Source organism: Flintibacter sp. (genome assembly GCF_046973065.1).
In genome coordinates, this window is sequence record NZ_JBKVXZ010000006.1 from 46572 (window position 1) to 64189 (window position 17618).

Here is a 17618-nt window from a genome sequence, read left to right on the forward strand (position 1 = left end):
TGATACACCAACCAAAAATATAAATCCCGGCCAGACGTTTGTCCGGCCGGGATTTTTCTTGCCTCTTTTTCACCGATGCCGCCAAACCAGCATAGTCTGAGGCAGATTTGGAAAGGACGGCGATGATTCTATGGCGGATGAAAAACACATCCAGTATTTTCTGGGGGCCAACTCCCCCTCCGGCTTTTACTCCCTCTACGACCACCTGCTGCCCCCCGAGCGGGCCAGCCGGTTCTACATCCTGAAAGGCGGCCCTGGCTGCGGCAAGTCCACTCTCATGCGCAAGGTGGCCCGCCGGGCCGAGGAGGCGGGCGAAACGGTGGAGTACACTCTCTGCTCCGGCGATCCCGACTCCCTGGACGCCATTCTCCTGCCCCGGCTGGGGGTAGCGATCGTCGACGGCACCGCTCCCCACGTGGTCGAGCCCAAATATCCCGGTGCGGTGGAGGAGTACGTCAACCTGGGTCGTGCCTATCAGAGAGAAGGGTTGCAGGAGGTGAAGGGAGAGCTCATGTCCTGCATGACAGGCTACAAGGCCTGCTACCAGCGGGCCTATCGGTGTCTGGGTGCGGCGGCAGCCATCCAGGAGGATTTGAGGGCCACCCTTACCACCCCCGCCCTGGAGGAGCGGCTGGCCAAACGGGCCAAAGGGATTCTCAGCCGGGAGCTGAAAGCTCGTCCCGCGCTGCCCGGACAGGTAAAGCAACGCTTTCTGGGCGCAGTCACCCACAAGGGGGTTATCACGCTCTACGACACAGCCCTCATTCAGTGTCCCAAGGTCTATGAGCTCCATGACCGCTGCGGCCTAGCCCATGGGCTGCTTACCCATCTGCTCTCCGGCGCGGTGGCCAAGGGCTATGATGTGGTGGCCTGCCCCGATCCCATGGCCCCCCAGCGTCTGGCCCATCTGCTCATTCCCCAGGCCGGGCTGGCCTTCCTCTCCGTCACCCCCGGTCAGTCTCCGGCGGAAAAACCCTGGCGGCGGGTACGCATCGAGACCGGCGTGGGCGGCGACCTGATGCGCCGCAGCCGCCCCCGCATCCGCTTTGCCCAGAAGGTGGGGGAGGCTCTCATGGAGGAGGCCGTGGCCTCCCTGGCCCAGGCCAAGGCCATGCACGACGACCTGGAGGCCATCTACCACCCCTACGTGGACTTCTCCCTGGTAGACCGCACCGCCCAGGAGCTGGCCCAGACCATTCTGAAGAAATAAAAATAGCCCCGCCCTGAGACCAATCTCACGGCGGGGCTGCGTTTCTTCGTTACTCTTTGGACAGATCCCGGAAGGCCAGGTTCAGATCCACGTTGCCCTGGATGCCCGGTACCGTTCCGGTGTGGGTATACTGCCACATCTCAAAGTCATAGTAAAAGTCGGGCTTTTCATCGTACTCCGCCAGCCAGAAGGAGAATTCGTCCAGCTGGTCCAGTTGGTAGTACAGGTATCCCTGCTCCTGGTTGAAGTAGACCATGGGGGTATACCCTCCTGCCCGCACCAGCTCGCAGAAGGTCTTGGCGCACTCGGTCATGCGCTCCCCCTCGATCTCGTCCGTACGTGCCTGCTGTCCGTCAATAAACTCCCAGTCAAAGACCACCGGATAGGTCACCGGGTAGTTGCGGATGGCCTCCAGCACGTAGTCGGCCTCCTCCTCTGCCTCCCGCACTGTGGTAGCCTGAGAGAAGAAGTATACGCCCACATCCAGTCCTGCCTTCAGGGCGCCTTCCATATTCTTCTGGAAGTTGGTGTCAGGCTGAATCGCTCCCTGGGAGTAGCCCCGGTAGCCCACCCGGATGATGGCAAAGTCCACCCCGGCGTCAGCCACCGCCTGCCAGTCGATCTCCCCCTGATAGACGGATACGTCCACACCCTGGAGGGCGTCGGGATAAGAAATCCACCCGTTTTCTCCCCGCACAAAGGCCTGGGGGATATAGGTGTTGCGCTCCACCCCATCCAGGGCGGTCATCTCCATATTGCGGTAATAAAAGGTATCCGGCTGCTGGCTCTGCCAGAACCAGTAGCCTCCGGCGCAGGCCACCGCCAGTACCAGCAACCCGAACAGCGCCTTTCCGATGCCGGTCTGCAGCAGCGGCCGTTTTTCGCTCCGCTTTCCAGCTCCTGCCTTGCCCATTCTGATAAGCCTCCTATATTCGGCCCGGAGGCCAATACGTAAAATTCTCCACCCTCTCCCCCGGTTTTGGGGAAAGGGCGGAGAATATTGTACCAGTTTTCGGTTCAAAAGGCAAGCTTTCTGCCCATTATCCCACCACGCGCTTGGCGATATCCACACTCTCCTTGGCATCTCGTGCATAGAAGTCCGCGGAGATCTCCTTGGCGTACTCGGGGGTGAGCACCGCGCCGCCCACCATGATTTTGCAGGGCAGCCCCGCGTCATGGAGCTGGGCAATGGTCTGGGCCATGCTCTTGAGTGTTGTGGTCATCAGGGCGGACAGGCCCACCAGGGGGGCCTCATACTTCCGGGCGGCTTCCACCACGGCGGCAGGGTCCACGTCCCGGCCAAGGTCGATGACGGTGTAGCCGTAGTTTTCCAGCAGCACCTTGACGATGTTCTTGCCGATGTCGTGGATGTCCCCCTTCACGGTGGCCAGCACCACGTTGCCGCGGCTCACATTGCCCCCCTCGCCGGTGGACAGCTTTTCCCGAATGACCTCAAAGGCGGCCTGGGCAGCGCCGGCCGACTGGATGAGCTGGGGCAGGAAAACCTTGTTCTGTTCAAAGTCGGCTCCCACCTGATCGAGCGCCGGGATAAGCACGTTATCCACAATGTCCATGGGAGCGGTGGTCTCCAGCAGAGCGCGGGTAGCCTGACCCGCCTCTCCCTTGAGTCCCGCGATGACCAGGTCCTTGAGAGACCGTCCCGTGGACTGGGGAGCCGCCGGGGCACTCCCAGCGGTGATGGAGGTGGACACGGAGGCATTGGCGTAGGCGGCAATAAACTCCCGGGCATCGGTATCCACGTTGGTGAGCAGGTGGAAGCACCGCACCGCTGCCATCATGGCGTCCACATTGGGGTTGATGATGGGCAGGTCCAGCCCGGCAGACATGGCCATGGTGAGGAAGTTCTGGTTCACCAGAGGCCGGGCGGGGAGACCAAAGGAGATGTTGGACACGCCCAACACCGTCTTCAGACCCAGCTCCGTTTTCACCCGATGAAGGGCCTCCAGAGTCTGGGAAGCCGCTGCCTGCTCGGCAGAGACCGTGAGGGTGAGGCAGTCGATATACACGTCCTCTCTCCGGATGCCAAGGGCCATAGCCCGCTCCAGAATGCGTTTGGCCACCTCAACGCGGGCCTGGGCGGTCTTGGGGATGCCGTTCTCATCCAGAGTGAGGCCCACCACCGCCGCGCCGTACTTCTTCACCAGGGGCAGGATGGTCTCCAGAGAGGCGCTCTCTCCGTTCACCGAGTTGACGATGGCCTTGCCGCAGTAGACCCGCAGGGCCTGCTCCAGCACCTTGGGGTCCGTGGAATCCAGCTGGAGAGGAGCGTCGGTGACTCCCTGGAGAGCCTTGACGGTGCGCACCATCATGTCCGCCTCGTCGATCTCCGGCAGGCCCACGTTCACATCCAGAATGTCGGCTCCCGCCTCGGTCTGAGCCAGAGCCTGACCCAGCATATAGTCCACATCGCCCCGCCGGAGGGCCTCCTTCATCAGCTTCTTGCCGGTGGGGTTGATGCGCTCGCCGATGACCCGCACCCGGTCAATGGGCACGGCCTGGGTGGCGCTGCACACGGCGGCGGGGACATGGCGGGGCACGTCCTTCACCGTCTTGCCCGCCAGCTCCTTGGACAGCAGGGCGATATACTCCGGCGTGGTGCCGCAGCAGCCGCCGAACACCTTCACACCTAGGTCGGCCAGAGCGGCCAGGCTCTGGGCAAACTCCAGGGGGGTAATGTCATAGCCCGACCCGTCGGGGTGGGGCAGTCCGGCGTTGGGCTTGAGGACGATGGGCAGGTTGGTCCACTTCAGCAGCTCCTCCACCAGAGGGGGCATCTCCCGGGGCCCCAGAGAGCAGTTGACGCCCACAGCGTCCGCTCCCAGGCCCTCCAGGGTAAGGGCGGCGGCAGCGGGAGAACAGCCCAGGAAGGTACGGCCGCTGGCCTCGTAGGTCATGGTGACCAGCACCGGGAGGTTGGAGTTCTCCTTGGCAGCCAGCAGGGCAGCACGGGCCTCCTGCAGGTCGGTCATAGTCTCGATGGCGATAAGGTCGGCTCCCGCCTTCACGCCTGCACGGACCACCTGGGCAAACAGGTCCACCGCGTCTTCAAAGCCCAGCATACCGGTGGGCTCCAGCAGTTGGCCGCAGGGACCGATGTCCAGAGCCACCAGGCCTCGTCCGGCGGCGGCCTCCTTGGCCACGGTGACTGCGGCGGTGACGATCTCCTCCACGGTGCGGCCGGTGCGCTCCAGCTTCTCCCGGTTGGCCCCGAAGGTATTGGCGTAGATGATCTGGGACCCGGCGTCCAGGTAGGCGGTGTGGATGTCCCGCAGCCAGTCGGGGTGCTCTAGGGCCACCAGCTCTGGGGTAGCGCCCACGGGCAGGCCCCGGGCCTGGAGCATGGTGCCCATGCCGCCGTCCAGCAGGACGGGGCGGTCGGTTTTTAACAGTTCAAGAAATTCCACAATGTCCACCTGACTTTCGGTATTGGCAGCTCTCCCGGGCGGGACAGCTCAGGCAGCTGCGCACGGTTTGTTGGATCTCCCCCCGGGCGATGCCCAGAATGGCGGTCACCGATTTGCGGGGGGTCAAAATATGGCTGGCGCTGGCGCACAGGCCGATCTTTCGGGGGGCGTCCAGCAGATGAAGGATCTCCCCCTGGAGCTCCAGAGGCAGGTCGCCGTAGCCGGGGCTAAATCGGAACGGGAAGGAGCAGCCGGGGAACTGGCTCTCGATCTCCTGCTCCACCTGGTCGCACACCTGCTCCACTCCGGCGGTGGCGCAGCAGTCCAGAGCCAGAGCCCGGAGCATGTCCCGGCTCTCCCAGCGGCGGATGAGGGCATCGGCCTGGGCGGAGAGGGTGGCGCAGAACACCGCCGCCCGCTCACAGCCCTCCAGGTGCTTGCGGAGATCCTGCCCCGGAAGGAGCAGTCCGCCCTCCAGGCGCACGCCGTCTTCCTCCAGGGTGATATCCAGCACCCGCCCTGTCCACCGGGGACGGGCCGCCGCCTCCATCTCCCGGGCACAGGTCTCTACCAGAGCCCGGGTTTCGGGGTCGGCCTTCTCGGCAGGGCAGCCCATGTACCGCAGCACCTCGTCCAAATCCAGAGGGGAAAGAGCGCTGATCACAGGGTACCTCCTAAATTATACGCGGCGGATGGAGGCCACGCTGTCGCTGATCTGCTTGGCCACCTGGGGATTATTCATGGTGTAGAGATGGATGCCATCCACCCCGGCGGCAATAAGGTCAGAGATCTGGTCGATGGCGTAGGCGATGCCGGCCTCCCGCAGGGCCTCGGGGTGGTCGCCATACCGGGCCAGAAGCCGGGTGAGCTTATGGGGCAGAGAGGCGCCGCACATAGACACCATGCGCTCGATGGAGGCCTTGTTCAGTACCGGCATGATACCTGCCTCAATGGGCACCTCGATGCCCGCCAGACGGCAGCGCTCCAGGAAGCGGAAGAAGTCGTCGTTATCAAAGAAAAGCTGGCTGACCAGGTGCTGGGCGCCCGCGTCCACTTTCTTCTTCAGATGGCGCACATCGGTAATGAGGTCAGGGCTTTCGGGATGTCCCTCGGGGTAGCAGGCGCCGGACACACCGAAATCGCCCCGGCGGCGGATAAAGGCCACCAGCTCATCGGCGTGGGCAAAGTCGGTCTTGGGCGGGAAGTTGGGGTTGCGGTCGCCCCGGAGAGCCAGCACATTCTCCACGCCGTCCTGCTTAAGACCGGCCAGCAGCTCGGTGACCTCTCCCTTGGTGCAGGCCACACAGGTGACGTGAGCCATGGCGGGGATATGGTACTGGTTCTGGATGATAGAGGCGATCTCACGGGTGGACTGGTTCACCGTGCTGGAGCCGCCTGCGCCGTAAGTGACGCTGATGAAGTCGGGCTTGATATCCTTCAAGCCGTCCAGAGTCTTATAAATGCTGTCCACGGGGCTGGTCTTCTTGGGAGGGAACACCTCACAGGAGAAGACGGTCTTGCCTTTTCCGAACAGTTCTGCGATTTTCATAACAGTTTACCTTCTTTCCTGGGTCATTGTTTCGCCCTGGTGGGCGAGTTCCTTTCTGCTCGCACAGAAAGGAACCAAAGATGCGCCAAGGGGTGTTCTTCCGATGAGCGCCTTCGCGCAGCGGGCGCTCATAGTCAGCCCACCCCCTGGACCCCCACTTACGGGGGACGCACTCCTGTAAATTGAGCACTTGCATCCGGCGGCTCCTAAAACAAGACCATCTGTTTTTTCTTGCCTCGGCCCACTGGGGCCTTCCTGAGTGAAAATTTGAATATTTCTGCGCTGAACCGACGCCGCCTGGTCCGGCAGAGCTGTGGCAGTTGGCTTGTTTATGCGCCTGCCTTTGGGCCTCTGCCCAGAGGCAAAACGAAGTTTTGCACAAAGTTCTTTTGCCTACTTTTCTTTCAAGAAAAGTAGGTTACCAGGCGGCAACGGAGCCGTCACAGCGGGGCTCGGTACCGGCGGCCAGCAGGCCGTTTTCCGTGCGCCAGATGATCTCTCCACGGCCCATGTCCACGTTCCGGTTGGCGATCTCCACCTCGTGGCCCATGTCTTCCAAGCCTAAAGCCACATGGGCGGGCACCTCCCGCTCCAGCTGGATGTGCTTGCCGCCGATCCACTGCATCCGGGGCGCGTCCAAGCACTCCTGGGGATTCATGTGGTAGTCAATGGTGTTGACGATGACCTGCACATGGCCCTGAGGCTGCATAAAGGCCCCCATAACGCCAAAGGGACCCACGGCCTTCCCGTCTTTCGTGAGGAAACCGGGGATGATAGTGTGGTAGGACCGCTTGCCTCCGGCCAGACAGTTGTCGCTCTGTTCATCCAGCGAGAAGTTGCCTCCCCGGTTCTGCAAAGAAATGCCGGTACCCGGGATGGCTACGCCGGAGCCAAAGGTGGTGTAGTTGCTCTGGATGAAGGAGACCATATTGCCCTGAGGGTCGGCGGTGCACAGATAGACCGTGCCGCCGCAGGAGGGGTCACCCGCTTCCGGCAGAATCGCCTTGTCGGTGATGAGAGCGCGCCGCTTGGCGGCGTACTCCTCGCTGAGCAGGTCCTCCACCCGGGTCTTCATGTACTTGGGATCGGCCACATAGGTCTTTGTGTCGGCAAAGGCCAGCTTGATGGACTCCAAAATCTTGTGGTAGGTCTCCGGACAATCCCGCTGCTCCGGCATGGACAGGCCCTTGAGGATATTGAGGGCCATGAGCACCGTGATGCCGTGGCCGTTGGGCGGGATCTCCCACACCCGGTAGCCCTTATAGTCCGTAGAGATGGGCTCCACCCACTCGGGGTGGTAATTCCGGAAGTCCTCCTCGCTGAAGTGACCCCCGGTCTCCCGACTAAAGGCCACGATTTTCTCCATCAGCGCGCCTCGGTAGTAGCTCTCACAGTTGGTGGCTGCCAACTCCTCCAGAGTCTGGGCATACTCCTCCCACCGGAAGATGTCGCCGGAGCGGTAGGGAGCGCCGTCCTCCTTTAAAAATACCTGCCGCCACCAAACGTGGGGGGCAGGGTTTTGCCCCATAGCGGCCAAAATGCGCTTGGAGTCCTTCTCCCACTGGGGCTGGAGGTTCACCTGAACCGGCACCCCATCCCGGGCTGAGGTGATGGCGGGGGCAAAAAGCTCTTTAAGGGGCTTGGTGCCAAAGCGGCGGTTCAGCTCCGCCCACCCTGCCGGGGCGCCCGGCACCATGGTGGGGATCCAACCTGTTTTGGGCATCTGGTCAAAGCCCAGCTCCCGCACCAGCTTCGCCGACAGATTCCTAGGGGCTCGTCCGCTGGCATTGAGGCCGTAGAGCTTCTGCTCGGCCTCGATCCACACCAGGGCAAAGCAGTCAGAACCCAGGCCGTTGCCAGTGGGCTCCAGCAGAGGCATGGCAGCGGCCATGGCCACCGCCGCGTCCACCGCGTTGCCCCCTGCCTTCATCACATCCAGGCCAATCTGTGCCCCCTGTGGAATGGAGGTACAGGCCGCCGCATGGCGGGCGTAGACCATATTGCGGCGGGAGGGGTAGGCGTATTTCTGGCTGTCAAAGTTCGGCATACCGATCCCCTCCTCAGCCCGCCTGGTTGGATTTGCCCGTCCACTGAGCGACCTCCAGGGCAAATACCGCGGTGCGGTCCACCGCATCATCCGGGAAGTCCCAGGTCCGGCCGGTCATGTGCTCCATGACCGCACCCAGTCCAACCTTCTTCTCCTCCCGGTCTGTGAGCGGCCGGATCATGCCGGAGCCCATAATACTCCGGTAGGTAAAGCTGTGGCCGCAGGCAGTGTCGGCAGTACGCAGGGCGTGGCCGCAGTCCATCTCAAAGGCCACCATGCCGTCTTGACGGAAGGCATCTACTTTTCTTCCCTCCGGGGCAGAGTGGACAAACAGGGTGAGCTTCTCCCCCTCCAGCCGATAACCGAAGTTCATGGGGACAATAAACAGCCCCGCTTCATCCTGGGCTGCAATGCGCACCGCGTCGCACTCCTTCAAAATATCTTCCAGCTGATCCAGATCCCGGATCTCCCGGTCTTTCCGTCTCATCCCGCTCCCTCCTTTAAATATCCAGTTCCAACAGGACGGGGCAATGGTCGCTGCCCTCTACCTGGGTGAGGATCTCCGCCCGCTTGATGGCGTTTTGCAGGCGGTCGGATACGATAAAGTAGTCGATGCGCCACCCCGCGTTCTTCTTCCGGGCCTGGAACCGGTAGGACCACCAGGAGTATACCCCCTCCAGGTCGGGATAGAGGAAACGGAAGGTGTCGGTAAAACCGGAGGAGAGCAGAGTAGTCATTTTCTCCCGCTCCTGATCGGTAAAGCCGGCGTTCATGCGGTTGGTCTTGGGGTTTTTCAGGTCGATCTCCCGGTGGGCCACGTTGAGGTCGCCGCAGTAGATGACCGGCTTGACCTTGTCCAGCTCCATGAGGTAGGCGCGCAGGTCGTCCTCCCACTCCATGCGGTAGTCCAAACGCTTGAGCTCACTCTGGGAGTTGGGGGTGTAGCAGCACACCAGATAGAACTTCTCATACTCCAGAGTAATGAGCCGCCCCTCGTGGTCGTGCTCCTCTTTCCCCATGCCGTAGCGCACCGCCAAAGGCTGGTGGGGAGTAAAGACGGCGGTACCCGAGTACCCCTTCTTTTCCGCGGAGTTCCAGTACTCCAACATATTCTCCCCCAGGTCCACGTCGGCTTGGCCTTGCTCCATCTTGGTCTCCTGCAGGCAGCAGAAATCCGGCTTTTGTTCCTGATAAAAGTCCAAAAACCCCTTTTTCAAACAGGCCCGCAGGCCATTTACGTTCCATGAGATCAATTTCATCCAGTCGCTCTCCCCTTTCCTGAGCGTAAAATTACTTGTCCCATTATACGTGACGGATGACAAATTGGCAAGAAGCGATTGCAATTCCTGCGAAGGCGCATTATAATATGTTCCATTGAAATCCGCTCCATGCGCTTCAATTCGTATCGTAACGCAATTCTAAATAAAGGAGGCTCCATTTCTATGGAACATTCCAGTATTCCCCAGGGGTATGCGCCCCTGCTGAGTATTTATGAGACCCAAAAGGCCATCGGCCTGCTCAATCGCCTGTTTGAGGACCGGCTGAGCGGCGCGCTGCGGCTGCACCGGGTGTCCGCTCCTCTGTTTGTGGCCGCCTCTTCCGGCCTCAACGACGACCTCAACGGCGTGGAGCGTCCTGTCGCCTTCGACATCCGGGGCGTGGATGACACCGCCGTGGTGGTGCACTCCCTGGCTAAGTGGAAGCGCCTGGCCCTCAAGCGCTATCAGTTCCATCCCGGCGAGGGCCTGTACACCGATATGAACGCCATCCGCCGGGACGAGGATCTGGATAATCTCCACTCCGCCTATGTGGACCAGTGGGACTGGGAGAAGATCATCGAGGCCCAGGACCGCACGGTGGACTACCTGAAAGCCACAGTTCGTGACATCGTGGGCGCCCTGCGGGACACCCAGTCCTTCCTGCGCTCTATGTTCCCCCAGCTGTGTGTGCTGCCGGAGATCCCCGAGGAGATCACCTTCATCACCACCCAGGAGCTGGAGGACCTCTACCCCGACCTCACCCCCAAGCAGCGGGAGCACGCCTTTGTGAAGGACCACCCCGTCACCTTCCTCATGGGCATCGGCGGCAAGCTGAAGTCTGGTAAGCCCCACGACGGCCGCGCCCCCGACTACGACGACTGGAATCTGAACGGCGACCTGCTGTGCTGGGACAGCGTCAACGGTCAGTCCCTGGAGATCTCCTCCATGGGCATCCGGGTCAGCCCCGAGTCCCTGGACCGCCAGCTCACCCTGGCCGGCTGCGATGATCGCCGGGAGCTACCCTTCCACAAGATGCTCCTCAGCGGCCAGCTGCCGCTGACCATGGGCGGCGGCATCGGCCAGTCCCGGGTATCCATGCTGCTGCTGGGCAAGGCTCACATCGGCGAGGTTCAGGTCTCCCTGTGGGATGAGGACACTCTGCGTGCCTGCGACGCCTCTGGCATCATCCTTCTGTAAGATTTCAAAGATCCCTCCGGCATTGCCGGAGGGATCTTTTGCTGTCCTTTATGGATTTTTAAGAATCCATTCGCAATTTTTCAATAACTGTGTGGTATGTTAAGGAGGACGGCGCGGGCGTCTTCCGCCTTTTCCCGTCTGAACTAAGAAATAAAGAGGTTTTACCACATGAAGCGAGCGGGCAAGTATCTCTCTTTGGCGGCAGTCCTTCTGCTGCTTCTGGGCGGCGGAGTGTTTCTCTGGCACAGCGGCTTTTTTGCCGCCGCCTCCTCTCAGGAATCCATGCAGGCGTATATCCAGCGCTTTGCTCCCTACTCTCACCTGTGCTTTTTCCTGGTGCAATTTCTCTCGGTGGTGTTGGCTCCCATCCCCAGCAATATCACCGCCCTGGTGGGGGGCGTGATGTTCGGTACCTGGCTGTCCTTCTTTCTCACCTTTGCCGCCGTGCTGCTGGGTTCGCTGCTGGTCTTTGTGCTGGCCCGGAACCTGGGGCAGTCCTTTGTCAACCGGGTGGTGGGCGAGCGGGTATCGGCCAAATACCTGGATGTGATCCACGCCAAGACCGATGTCTTTCTGGTGCTGGCCTTCCTTTTCCCCTTCTTCCCCGACGACCTGCTGTGCATCCTGGCCGGACTCACCTCCATCTCCCTGCGGCGCTTCTTTTTTATCGCCCTGCTTACCCGGCCCTGGGGCCTGCTCTTTGCCAGCGCACTGGGCGGCGCCTCCTTCTCCATCCCAGTATGGGGTATGGCTCTCATCGGTGTGGCCGGTGCCGCCCTGTTCCTGCTGGGCATGAAGTACGGCGACCGGGTAGAGGCCTCGATTCTGCGGGCACTGCGGCGGGATGATCTGTAATCCTACGGGAGAAAAAATTTTTTCAAAAAGTGGGATTTCCCTCTTTACAAGTCCTTCCGACTGTGGTATTATCATCTCGCAAACAAGAATTACTACTGTTAAGGAAGGAGGCGGCTTTTTGGAGCGAACCACTCGATACAGTAAAAAGCGGGAGGCAATCCTGACCGCACTGCGTCAGACCGACGCGCACCCCTCTGCCGAGTGGCTTTACCAAACTCTGAAGGCCACTCACCCGGACCTGAGTCTGGGGACCGTTTACCGCAACCTGCTCTTCTTTCAGCAGCAGGGCACCGTCCAAAGCGTGGGCGTGGTCAACGGCCAGGAGCGCTTCGACGCGGACACCACCCCCCACAGTCACTTTGTTTGCACCTGCTGCGGCGCGGTCATCGATCTCAAGAAGATCCCGATGGATGCCAACCTAAACCAAGCCGTGCAGTCGCAATATGGCTTCCAGGTGGAACGCCATGAGCTTACCTTTTACGGAAAATGCAAAGCATGTATGCAGTCAAAACATTTTGAGGAGGACGTTTTATCATGAAGAAGTTTGTTTGTTCTGTTTGTGGTTATGTTCACGAGGGCGCTGAGGCTCCTGATTTCTGCCCCATCTGCAAGGCTCCCAAGGAGAAGTTCGTGGAGCAGGCCGGCGAGAAGAGCTGGGCTGCTGAGCACGTGGTAGGCGTGGCTCAGGGCGCTCCCGAGGAGATCATGCAGGGTCTGCGCGAAAACTTCCAGGGCGAGTGCACCGAGGTCGGTATGTACCTGGCTATGGCCCGTGTGGCTCACCGCGAGGGTTACCCCGAGATCGGTCTGTACTGGGAGAAGGCCGCCTATGAGGAGGCCGAGCACGCCGCTAAGTTTGCCGAGCTGCTGGGCGAGGTCGTGACCGACTCCACCAAGAAGAACCTGGAGATGCGTGTTGACGCCGAGAACGGCGCTACCGCCGGCAAGTTCGAGCTGGCTAAGCTGGCCAAGCAGCACAACCTGGACGCCATCCACGACACCGTGCATGAGATGGCTCGCGACGAGGCCCGCCACGGCAAGGCTTTCGAGGGCCTGCTGAAGCGCTACTTCGGCTAATCTTCTAACAAGAAGGAGAACGAACATGGATAAGTATGTTTGCCCCTGTGGCTACGTCTATGATCCCGCTGTTGGCGATCCTGATAACGGCGTGGCTCCCGGCACCCCCTGGGAGCAGGTCGCTGAGGATTGGGTCTGCCCCATCTGCGGCATGGGCAAGGATGTCTTTGAGAAGGAGTAATTCCTGAATATCAGGAGGGAACCAGAATTCTGGTTCCCTCCTTTTTTGTTGCAAAAATACGCCTTTTTCCCCATTGCAACCGCTGGTTGTCAAATTGTATCCCACTTTAGGTTGCGCTGCTGCCTGCTTTTTGCTATTCTAAACACCGTCAAGGGCCCTTGACTACTCTTTGTTTCGGAGGGCTGGAAATGGAATTTCAACAGCGGCTCTATGAGCTGAGAAAGCAATCCGGTCTGTCCCAGGAGGGGCTGGCCGATCTCTTGGGGGTATCCCGTCAGGAAGTGCAGAAATGGGAGGCAGGGACCTCCCGGCCCGACCTGGACAACCTGGCCGCCCTGGGCCGGTACTTCAATGTGTCTCTGGACTATCTGGTCACCGGCCAGGAGGCACAGGTCTCTCCCAGCCAGGTTACCACCACCATCGTCAACAACTACTACACTCCCTTCCACTACGAATACAAAAGCAAGCGCACCCTCTTCGGCCTGCCCCTGGTCCACATCCGGCTGGGACACCGGGGAATGGGCGTGGCCAAGGGAATCCTGGCCATCGGCAATGTGGCTGTGGGTGTGTTCACCCTGGGCGGTTTCTCCTTTGGGCTGTTGTCCGTGGGCGGGCTCTCCTTCGGTCTGCTGTTCTCTCTGGGCGGCTGGGCCATGGGGGCTCTGGCCATCGGCGGATTGGCAGTAGGCCTTCTCGCCTTCGGCGGTGCGGCGGTGGGGCTGTTCGCCATGGGAGGCGGCGCCTTTGGTGTGTACGCTGCGGGCGGCGGAGCTATCGCCTCGGAAATCGCCATCGGCGGTTCGGCTCACGCTCCCCTGGCCATCGGTCAGACGGCGGAAGGGGCATTGACCTTTGGCCGCGGTGCCGACCCGGCAGCCGTGGCTGCCGCCATTCGGGAGGCCGCTCACGGGGCGCCCAAGTTTATCCAGCACATTCTGATCTTCCTGGCGCAGAATTGGTAACGAAAACGAGGACGCGGTATCCACCCCGTCCTCGTTTTGTTTTTTTACCGCCGGAACCAGGCCTTCATGGTGTCGGTCACCTGAACCAGTTCCTCCTCCGTGATCACATAGGGAACCATGGAATAGATATACCGCAGGAAGGGGCGGCTGAACACCCCCCGCCGACGGGCAAACTCCTGGAATCCCTCCACGTCCCGACTGTTTTTTACTTCGATACAGGCACATCCCCCCATGATGCGCACCTCTTGGATTCGGGGATCATCCAGATCCGCCAGTTCCAGGCGGCAGATCTGCTGGATGCGGGCAATGCGGGACAGATAGTCTCCCTCCTCAAACAGCTGGATGGAGCGCAGCGCCACGCTGCACGCCAGGGCGTTGCCCATGAAGGTGGGGCCGTGCATCAGGGCATGGTCCGGGTCATCGCTGTAAAACCCCTGGTACACCTTGTGGTTGGCCACCGTCACCGCGTGGCCGATGTATCCTCCGGTGAGCGCTTTGCCCAGCACCAGGATATCCGGCAGCACCAGATCGGCCACAAAGCGGTGGCCGGTACGCCCAAATCCGGTAGCCACCTCATCAAAGATCAGCAGCACGCCATACTGGTCGCACAGCTGCCGGGCTCGTCTCAGGAAGGACACGTCGTACATCCGCATCCCCCCTGCCCCCTGGAGAAGAGGCTCCACAATAAAGCAGGAAAAGGTCTCCCCCTGTTCTGCGAAGACCCGCTCCAATTCCTCTACCTGGGTGGGGATGTGGACCACATCCCGCTTCTCCCGCAGGATCCCGTGGTAGTCCGGGTCGTCCCCCACCTCCATGGTCTTAAACGTATCGCCGTGGTAGGCGTGGGTGAGGGAGAGCACCTTGCTGCGGGAGTTGCCCCGATTCAGATGATACTGGAGAGCCATTTTCAGGGCCACCTCCACTGCCACACTGCCCGAGTCGGAGAAAAAGCAGTAGTCCAGGTCCCTCGGCAGCCACTCCTCCAGCTTTTGAGACAGCTTCTCCACCGGCTCGTGGGTCAGTCCTCCCAGCATCACGTGGGCAAACCGCTCCGTCTGCTCCTGGATGGCCCGGTTGAGCTCCGGGTGCTTATAGCCATGGATCACACTCCACCAGGAGGACACCGAGTCAATGAGCTTATCCTCCCGGGTATACAGGTACACACCCTGGGCATCTACGATGTGGTAGGGCTCTTTCATGGTTTTCATCTGCTGATAGGGATACCAGATCATAGCAGGATCCTCCAAATCTTATTCATACAGGGCCGCCAGCGCCTGCGCGTCCAGGTCCAGCTGATCGTCCCCCTCCTTAACACAGGCCAGCACCTTCAGGCCAGTCAGGGCTTCGCACATCACCCGGTTGTCCTCCTCCATCCCATCTCCGGAGTGGAAGCGGTTCAAAATGATTCCCTTGACCGGAATTCCCCGGCTGCGCATATATTCCGCCGTCAATCCCACGCTGTTGATGGTACCCAGCCCGGCGTCGGCCACAAGGAGGCAGGACAGCCCCAGAGCCTGAATGACGTCCTCCATCCAGATCTTCTCCTGGTCAAAACGGATGGGACACAGGATGCCCCCGCTCCCCTCTATGGTGACATAGTCATAGCGCCCGCACACCTGGGCAAACCGGCGCCGGACCTCCTCCAGATCCACCGGATTTCCCTCCACGCGGGAGGCCAGGTGTGGAGACCAGGCGTTCTCATACACATAGGGACACATCTCCTCCAGGGGCTGGCCGATCCCGGAGATCTGCTGTACCCATGCCCCGTCCCCGGGAATGAGGCTGCCGTCTGCCCGGCGGCGGTTTCCGCTCATAGCCGCCTTAAAGTAGCCCGCCCGGCGGCCGCTCTGGGCCAGTTTTTTGACCATGAGGGCGCTGACAAAGGTCTTGCCCACATCGGTCCCGGTTCCAGTAATAAAAAGATTTCGGCTCATCGGTTTCTCCTGCCTTATCGTTCCGTATTCTGTCCCAGCACACAGGCCAGGGCCTGGGCCAATCCTGCCAGCTCCTCCCGGGTGTGGGAGGACATGAGGGCGACACGCAGCCGGGCGCTCCCCCGTGCCACTGTGGGGTAGCGAATGGCGGAGACGTAGTATCCCCGCTCCTTCAATGCCTCCATGGCTGACATAGCCTGTTTTTCCTCTCCCACGACGATGGGGAGAATGGCGCTGTCTGACTGAGCGGGAATCCCATAACACCCCAACTCCCGGCAGAGAAAGGCCATATTATCCCGTAGCTGAGCCACCCGCCGGGGCTCTTCCTGGATTTTTTGAAGCCCGCGCAGCCCTGCCGCCATGGTCACCGGCGAGAGGGCGGTGGAAAAGATAAAGCTGCGGGCCTTATTGGTCAGGTATTGGATAAGCTCCGCCGAGCCGCACACAAAGCCCCCCTCGCTGCCCACCGCCTTGCTCAGGGTGCCCATCAGCACATCCACGCTGCCCTCCATGTGGTAGTGCTCCTCCGTCCCCCGGCCGGTGGCTCCCACCACGCCGGTGGCGTGAGCCTCATCGATCATGGTGCGTACTCCGTATCGCTTCGCCAGCTCCACCAGTTGGGGCAGAGGGACCAGATCACCGTCCATGCTGAACACTCCGTCGCTGACGATGAGGCCCTTGCGTCCCCGGTATGCCCCCAGCTTGGCCTCCAGATCGGCCATGTCGTTGTGCCGGTAGACCACCACCTCCGCCCCGGACAGGCGGCAGCCGTCAATGATGCTGGCGTGGTTGAGCTGGTCGCTGAAGATCACATCCCCCCGCCCCATCAGAGCGGAGAGAATCCCCACATTGGCCATGTATCCGGTGTTGAACACCAGGGCGGCTTCCCGGCCCTTGAACCGGGCCAGTTCCTCCTCCAGACGCACATGAAGAGGCCCGGTTCCGGTCGTCAGCCGGGAACCTCCTGCCCCCACACCGTACTGCTCCAAGGCTTCACAGGCGGCTTCCTTCACCTCCGGATCATTGGCCAGGTCCAGATAATTATTGGAGGAAAAAAGCCTCTGGTGACGTCCTGCCGACTCTACCACAGTGGTCTGAGGACCATCCAGCACCGTCATGGTCCGGTAGAGCTCCTGCTCCCGCAGTCTGTCCAGTTCCTCCGAAAGCCAGTTCCATTCCTTCATCGTTCCGCCTCCTCCGGCAGATGTACCAGCACTTTTTCCCTCTCCAGATAGCGGATGCAGGCCTCCGCCTCCTCCCTGCTACCCCGAAAGAGAAAGATACGTCCGCCGTTGGGGCTCCCCGGCTCCTTCAGCTTGGTGATGCGTACATAGCCCAGCTCCTTGGAGGCAAAATACCCGGTTACATAGTCCGGGTCATCGGAGATACACAGCTCCCCAAGAATATTGTTTTGGTTGGCCACCTTGGTGGCCAGCACCAGCGCCTCCCGGAAGTGGTTTTTCTCCGGCCCGGTCTCTCCATCCTGTGCCGCATCCATGTAGGTTGCTCGGATCCCCCGGTGTGGGTCGGGCTCCAGATGCTGGAGGGTATCCACGTGGAGCAGCATGGCTCCCCGCATCCCATAGGCCGCCTCCATCTGCCCCAAAATCGCTTCCCCGTGGTCGATTCCCGCCTGCGCCAGCAGCTTCCGGAGCTGATCCCGTCCCTCTTCCACCGTGTCCACCGGACAGGTGGTCACAGGCAGGGCCTCCAGATGGGTCACCTCCTCCGGAGATACAGCCTCCACCTTCAGGTTAACAAAGTCCGCTCTGCCCTTGGCGTGGTGCAGCGCCCGCTCCAGCAGCTGGCTGACCACCTTCTCCAGCCGCTCCTCCCGGACAATCTTTTCTGCTCCTGAGATATGCCGCTCCCGTCCAGCTTCCCGCTGGCTGGCCCGCATTTTTACGCTGTACAATTCCATG

General features: G+C 61.0%; 18 protein-coding genes. 7 read left to right on the plus strand and 11 right to left on the minus strand.

Annotated elements, in window-relative coordinates; genetic code table 11:
• Window positions 1-130: 130 nt before the first annotated feature.
• Window positions 131-1210 (plus strand): hypothetical protein, encoded by a 1080-nt coding sequence (locus tag ACLTXB_RS04110; RefSeq protein WP_428226136.1) that lies wholly within the window; start codon window positions 131-133, stop codon window positions 1208-1210.
• Between the two features lie 49 nt (window positions 1211-1259).
• Here the strand turns inward: ACLTXB_RS04110 and ACLTXB_RS04115 are convergent, their stop codons facing one another.
• The 7 genes from ACLTXB_RS04115 to ACLTXB_RS04145 all read right to left on the minus strand — a co-directional run bounded on the left by ACLTXB_RS04115 (window position 1260) and on the right by ACLTXB_RS04145 (window position 9490).
• Entirely contained in the window at window positions 1260-2123 is an 864-nt protein-coding gene (locus ACLTXB_RS04115) for a glycoside hydrolase family 25 protein (RefSeq protein ID WP_428226137.1), read from the minus strand.
• Between the two features lie 127 nt (window positions 2124-2250).
• Window positions 2251-4635 carry a homocysteine S-methyltransferase family protein gene (locus ACLTXB_RS04120; protein WP_428226138.1) on the minus strand — a complete coding sequence of 795 codons (2385 nt, stop codon included), beginning with the start codon at window positions 4633-4635 and terminating at the stop codon, window positions 2251-2253.
• Window positions 4622-5299: a vitamin B12 dependent-methionine synthase activation domain-containing protein gene (locus ACLTXB_RS04125; RefSeq protein WP_428226139.1), complete on the minus strand. Its 678-nt coding sequence runs from the start codon at window positions 5297-5299 to the stop codon at window positions 4622-4624. Before ACLTXB_RS04125 ends, ACLTXB_RS04120 begins: the two co-directional genes overlap by 14 nt.
• 15 nt (window positions 5300-5314) lie before the next feature.
• Complete coding sequence (metF, locus tag ACLTXB_RS04130; RefSeq protein ID WP_008981668.1) at window positions 5315-6184, minus strand: methylenetetrahydrofolate reductase [NAD(P)H]; 870 nt, start codon at window positions 6182-6184, stop codon at window positions 5315-5317.
• A gap of 418 nt (window positions 6185-6602) precedes the next feature.
• The gene (locus ACLTXB_RS04135; RefSeq protein ID WP_428226140.1) at window positions 6603-8231 is read right to left on the minus strand and encodes a gamma-glutamyltransferase family protein; all 1629 of its coding nucleotides are present in this window, start codon (window positions 8229-8231) and stop codon (window positions 6603-6605) included.
• A 13-nt stretch (window positions 8232-8244) separates the two neighbouring features.
• Window positions 8245-8718: a pyridoxamine 5'-phosphate oxidase family protein gene (locus ACLTXB_RS04140; RefSeq protein WP_428226141.1), complete on the minus strand. Its 474-nt coding sequence runs from the start codon at window positions 8716-8718 to the stop codon at window positions 8245-8247.
• 13 nt (window positions 8719-8731) lie between these two features.
• The gene (locus ACLTXB_RS04145) at window positions 8732-9490 is read right to left on the minus strand and encodes an exodeoxyribonuclease III (protein ID WP_008981665.1); all 759 of its coding nucleotides are present in this window, start codon (window positions 9488-9490) and stop codon (window positions 8732-8734) included.
• Between the two features lie 183 nt (window positions 9491-9673).
• Between ACLTXB_RS04145 and asnA the strand changes: the two genes are divergently transcribed.
• The 6 genes from asnA to ACLTXB_RS04175 all read left to right on the plus strand — a co-directional run bounded on the left by asnA (window position 9674) and on the right by ACLTXB_RS04175 (window position 13762).
• Window positions 9674-10687, plus strand: a complete 1014-nt coding sequence (gene asnA / locus ACLTXB_RS04150) for an aspartate--ammonia ligase (protein WP_428226142.1) — start codon at window positions 9674-9676, stop codon at window positions 10685-10687.
• A 168-nt stretch (window positions 10688-10855) separates the two neighbouring features.
• Window positions 10856-11542 (plus strand): TVP38/TMEM64 family protein, encoded by a 687-nt coding sequence (locus tag ACLTXB_RS04155; RefSeq protein ID WP_110442127.1) that lies wholly within the window; start codon window positions 10856-10858, stop codon window positions 11540-11542.
• Window positions 11543-11660: 118 nt separating this feature from the next.
• Entirely contained in the window at window positions 11661-12080 is a 420-nt protein-coding gene (locus ACLTXB_RS04160) for a transcriptional repressor (protein ID WP_040649750.1), read from the plus strand.
• A complete protein-coding gene (locus ACLTXB_RS04165; RefSeq protein ID WP_008981661.1) occupies window positions 12077-12619 on the plus strand; it encodes an NADH peroxidase in 543 nt (180 codons plus the stop codon). The genes ACLTXB_RS04160 and ACLTXB_RS04165 overlap by 4 nt, the downstream gene beginning before the upstream one ends.
• A 25-nt stretch (window positions 12620-12644) precedes the next feature.
• Entirely contained in the window at window positions 12645-12800 is a 156-nt protein-coding gene (locus ACLTXB_RS04170; protein ID WP_008981660.1) for a rubredoxin, read from the plus strand.
• 188 nt (window positions 12801-12988) lie between these two features.
• Window positions 12989-13762, plus strand: coding sequence for a helix-turn-helix domain-containing protein (locus ACLTXB_RS04175; protein WP_428226143.1), 774 nt, complete (start codon window positions 12989-12991; stop codon window positions 13760-13762).
• A gap of 44 nt (window positions 13763-13806) precedes the next feature.
• Here the strand turns inward: ACLTXB_RS04175 and bioA are convergent, their stop codons facing one another.
• From bioA to ACLTXB_RS04195, 4 genes are read right to left on the minus strand one after another with little or no spacing between them, the layout of a single operon-like run.
• Window positions 13807-14994, minus strand: a complete 1188-nt coding sequence (gene bioA, locus ACLTXB_RS04180) for an adenosylmethionine--8-amino-7-oxononanoate transaminase (RefSeq protein ID WP_428226144.1) — start codon at window positions 14992-14994, stop codon at window positions 13807-13809.
• Window positions 14995-15012: 18 nt separating this feature from the next.
• Window positions 15013-15696 (minus strand): dethiobiotin synthase, encoded by a 684-nt coding sequence (bioD, locus tag ACLTXB_RS04185; protein ID WP_428226145.1) that lies wholly within the window; start codon window positions 15694-15696, stop codon window positions 15013-15015.
• A 14-nt stretch (window positions 15697-15710) separates the two neighbouring features.
• The gene (gene bioF, locus ACLTXB_RS04190; RefSeq protein ID WP_428226146.1) at window positions 15711-16880 is read right to left on the minus strand and encodes an 8-amino-7-oxononanoate synthase; all 1170 of its coding nucleotides are present in this window, start codon (window positions 16878-16880) and stop codon (window positions 15711-15713) included.
• A complete protein-coding gene (locus ACLTXB_RS04195) occupies window positions 16877-17617 on the minus strand; it encodes a 6-carboxyhexanoate--CoA ligase (protein ID WP_428226147.1) in 741 nt (246 codons plus the stop codon). The genes bioF and ACLTXB_RS04195 overlap by 4 nt, the downstream gene beginning before the upstream one ends.
• Window position 17618: the final 1 nt, after the last annotated feature.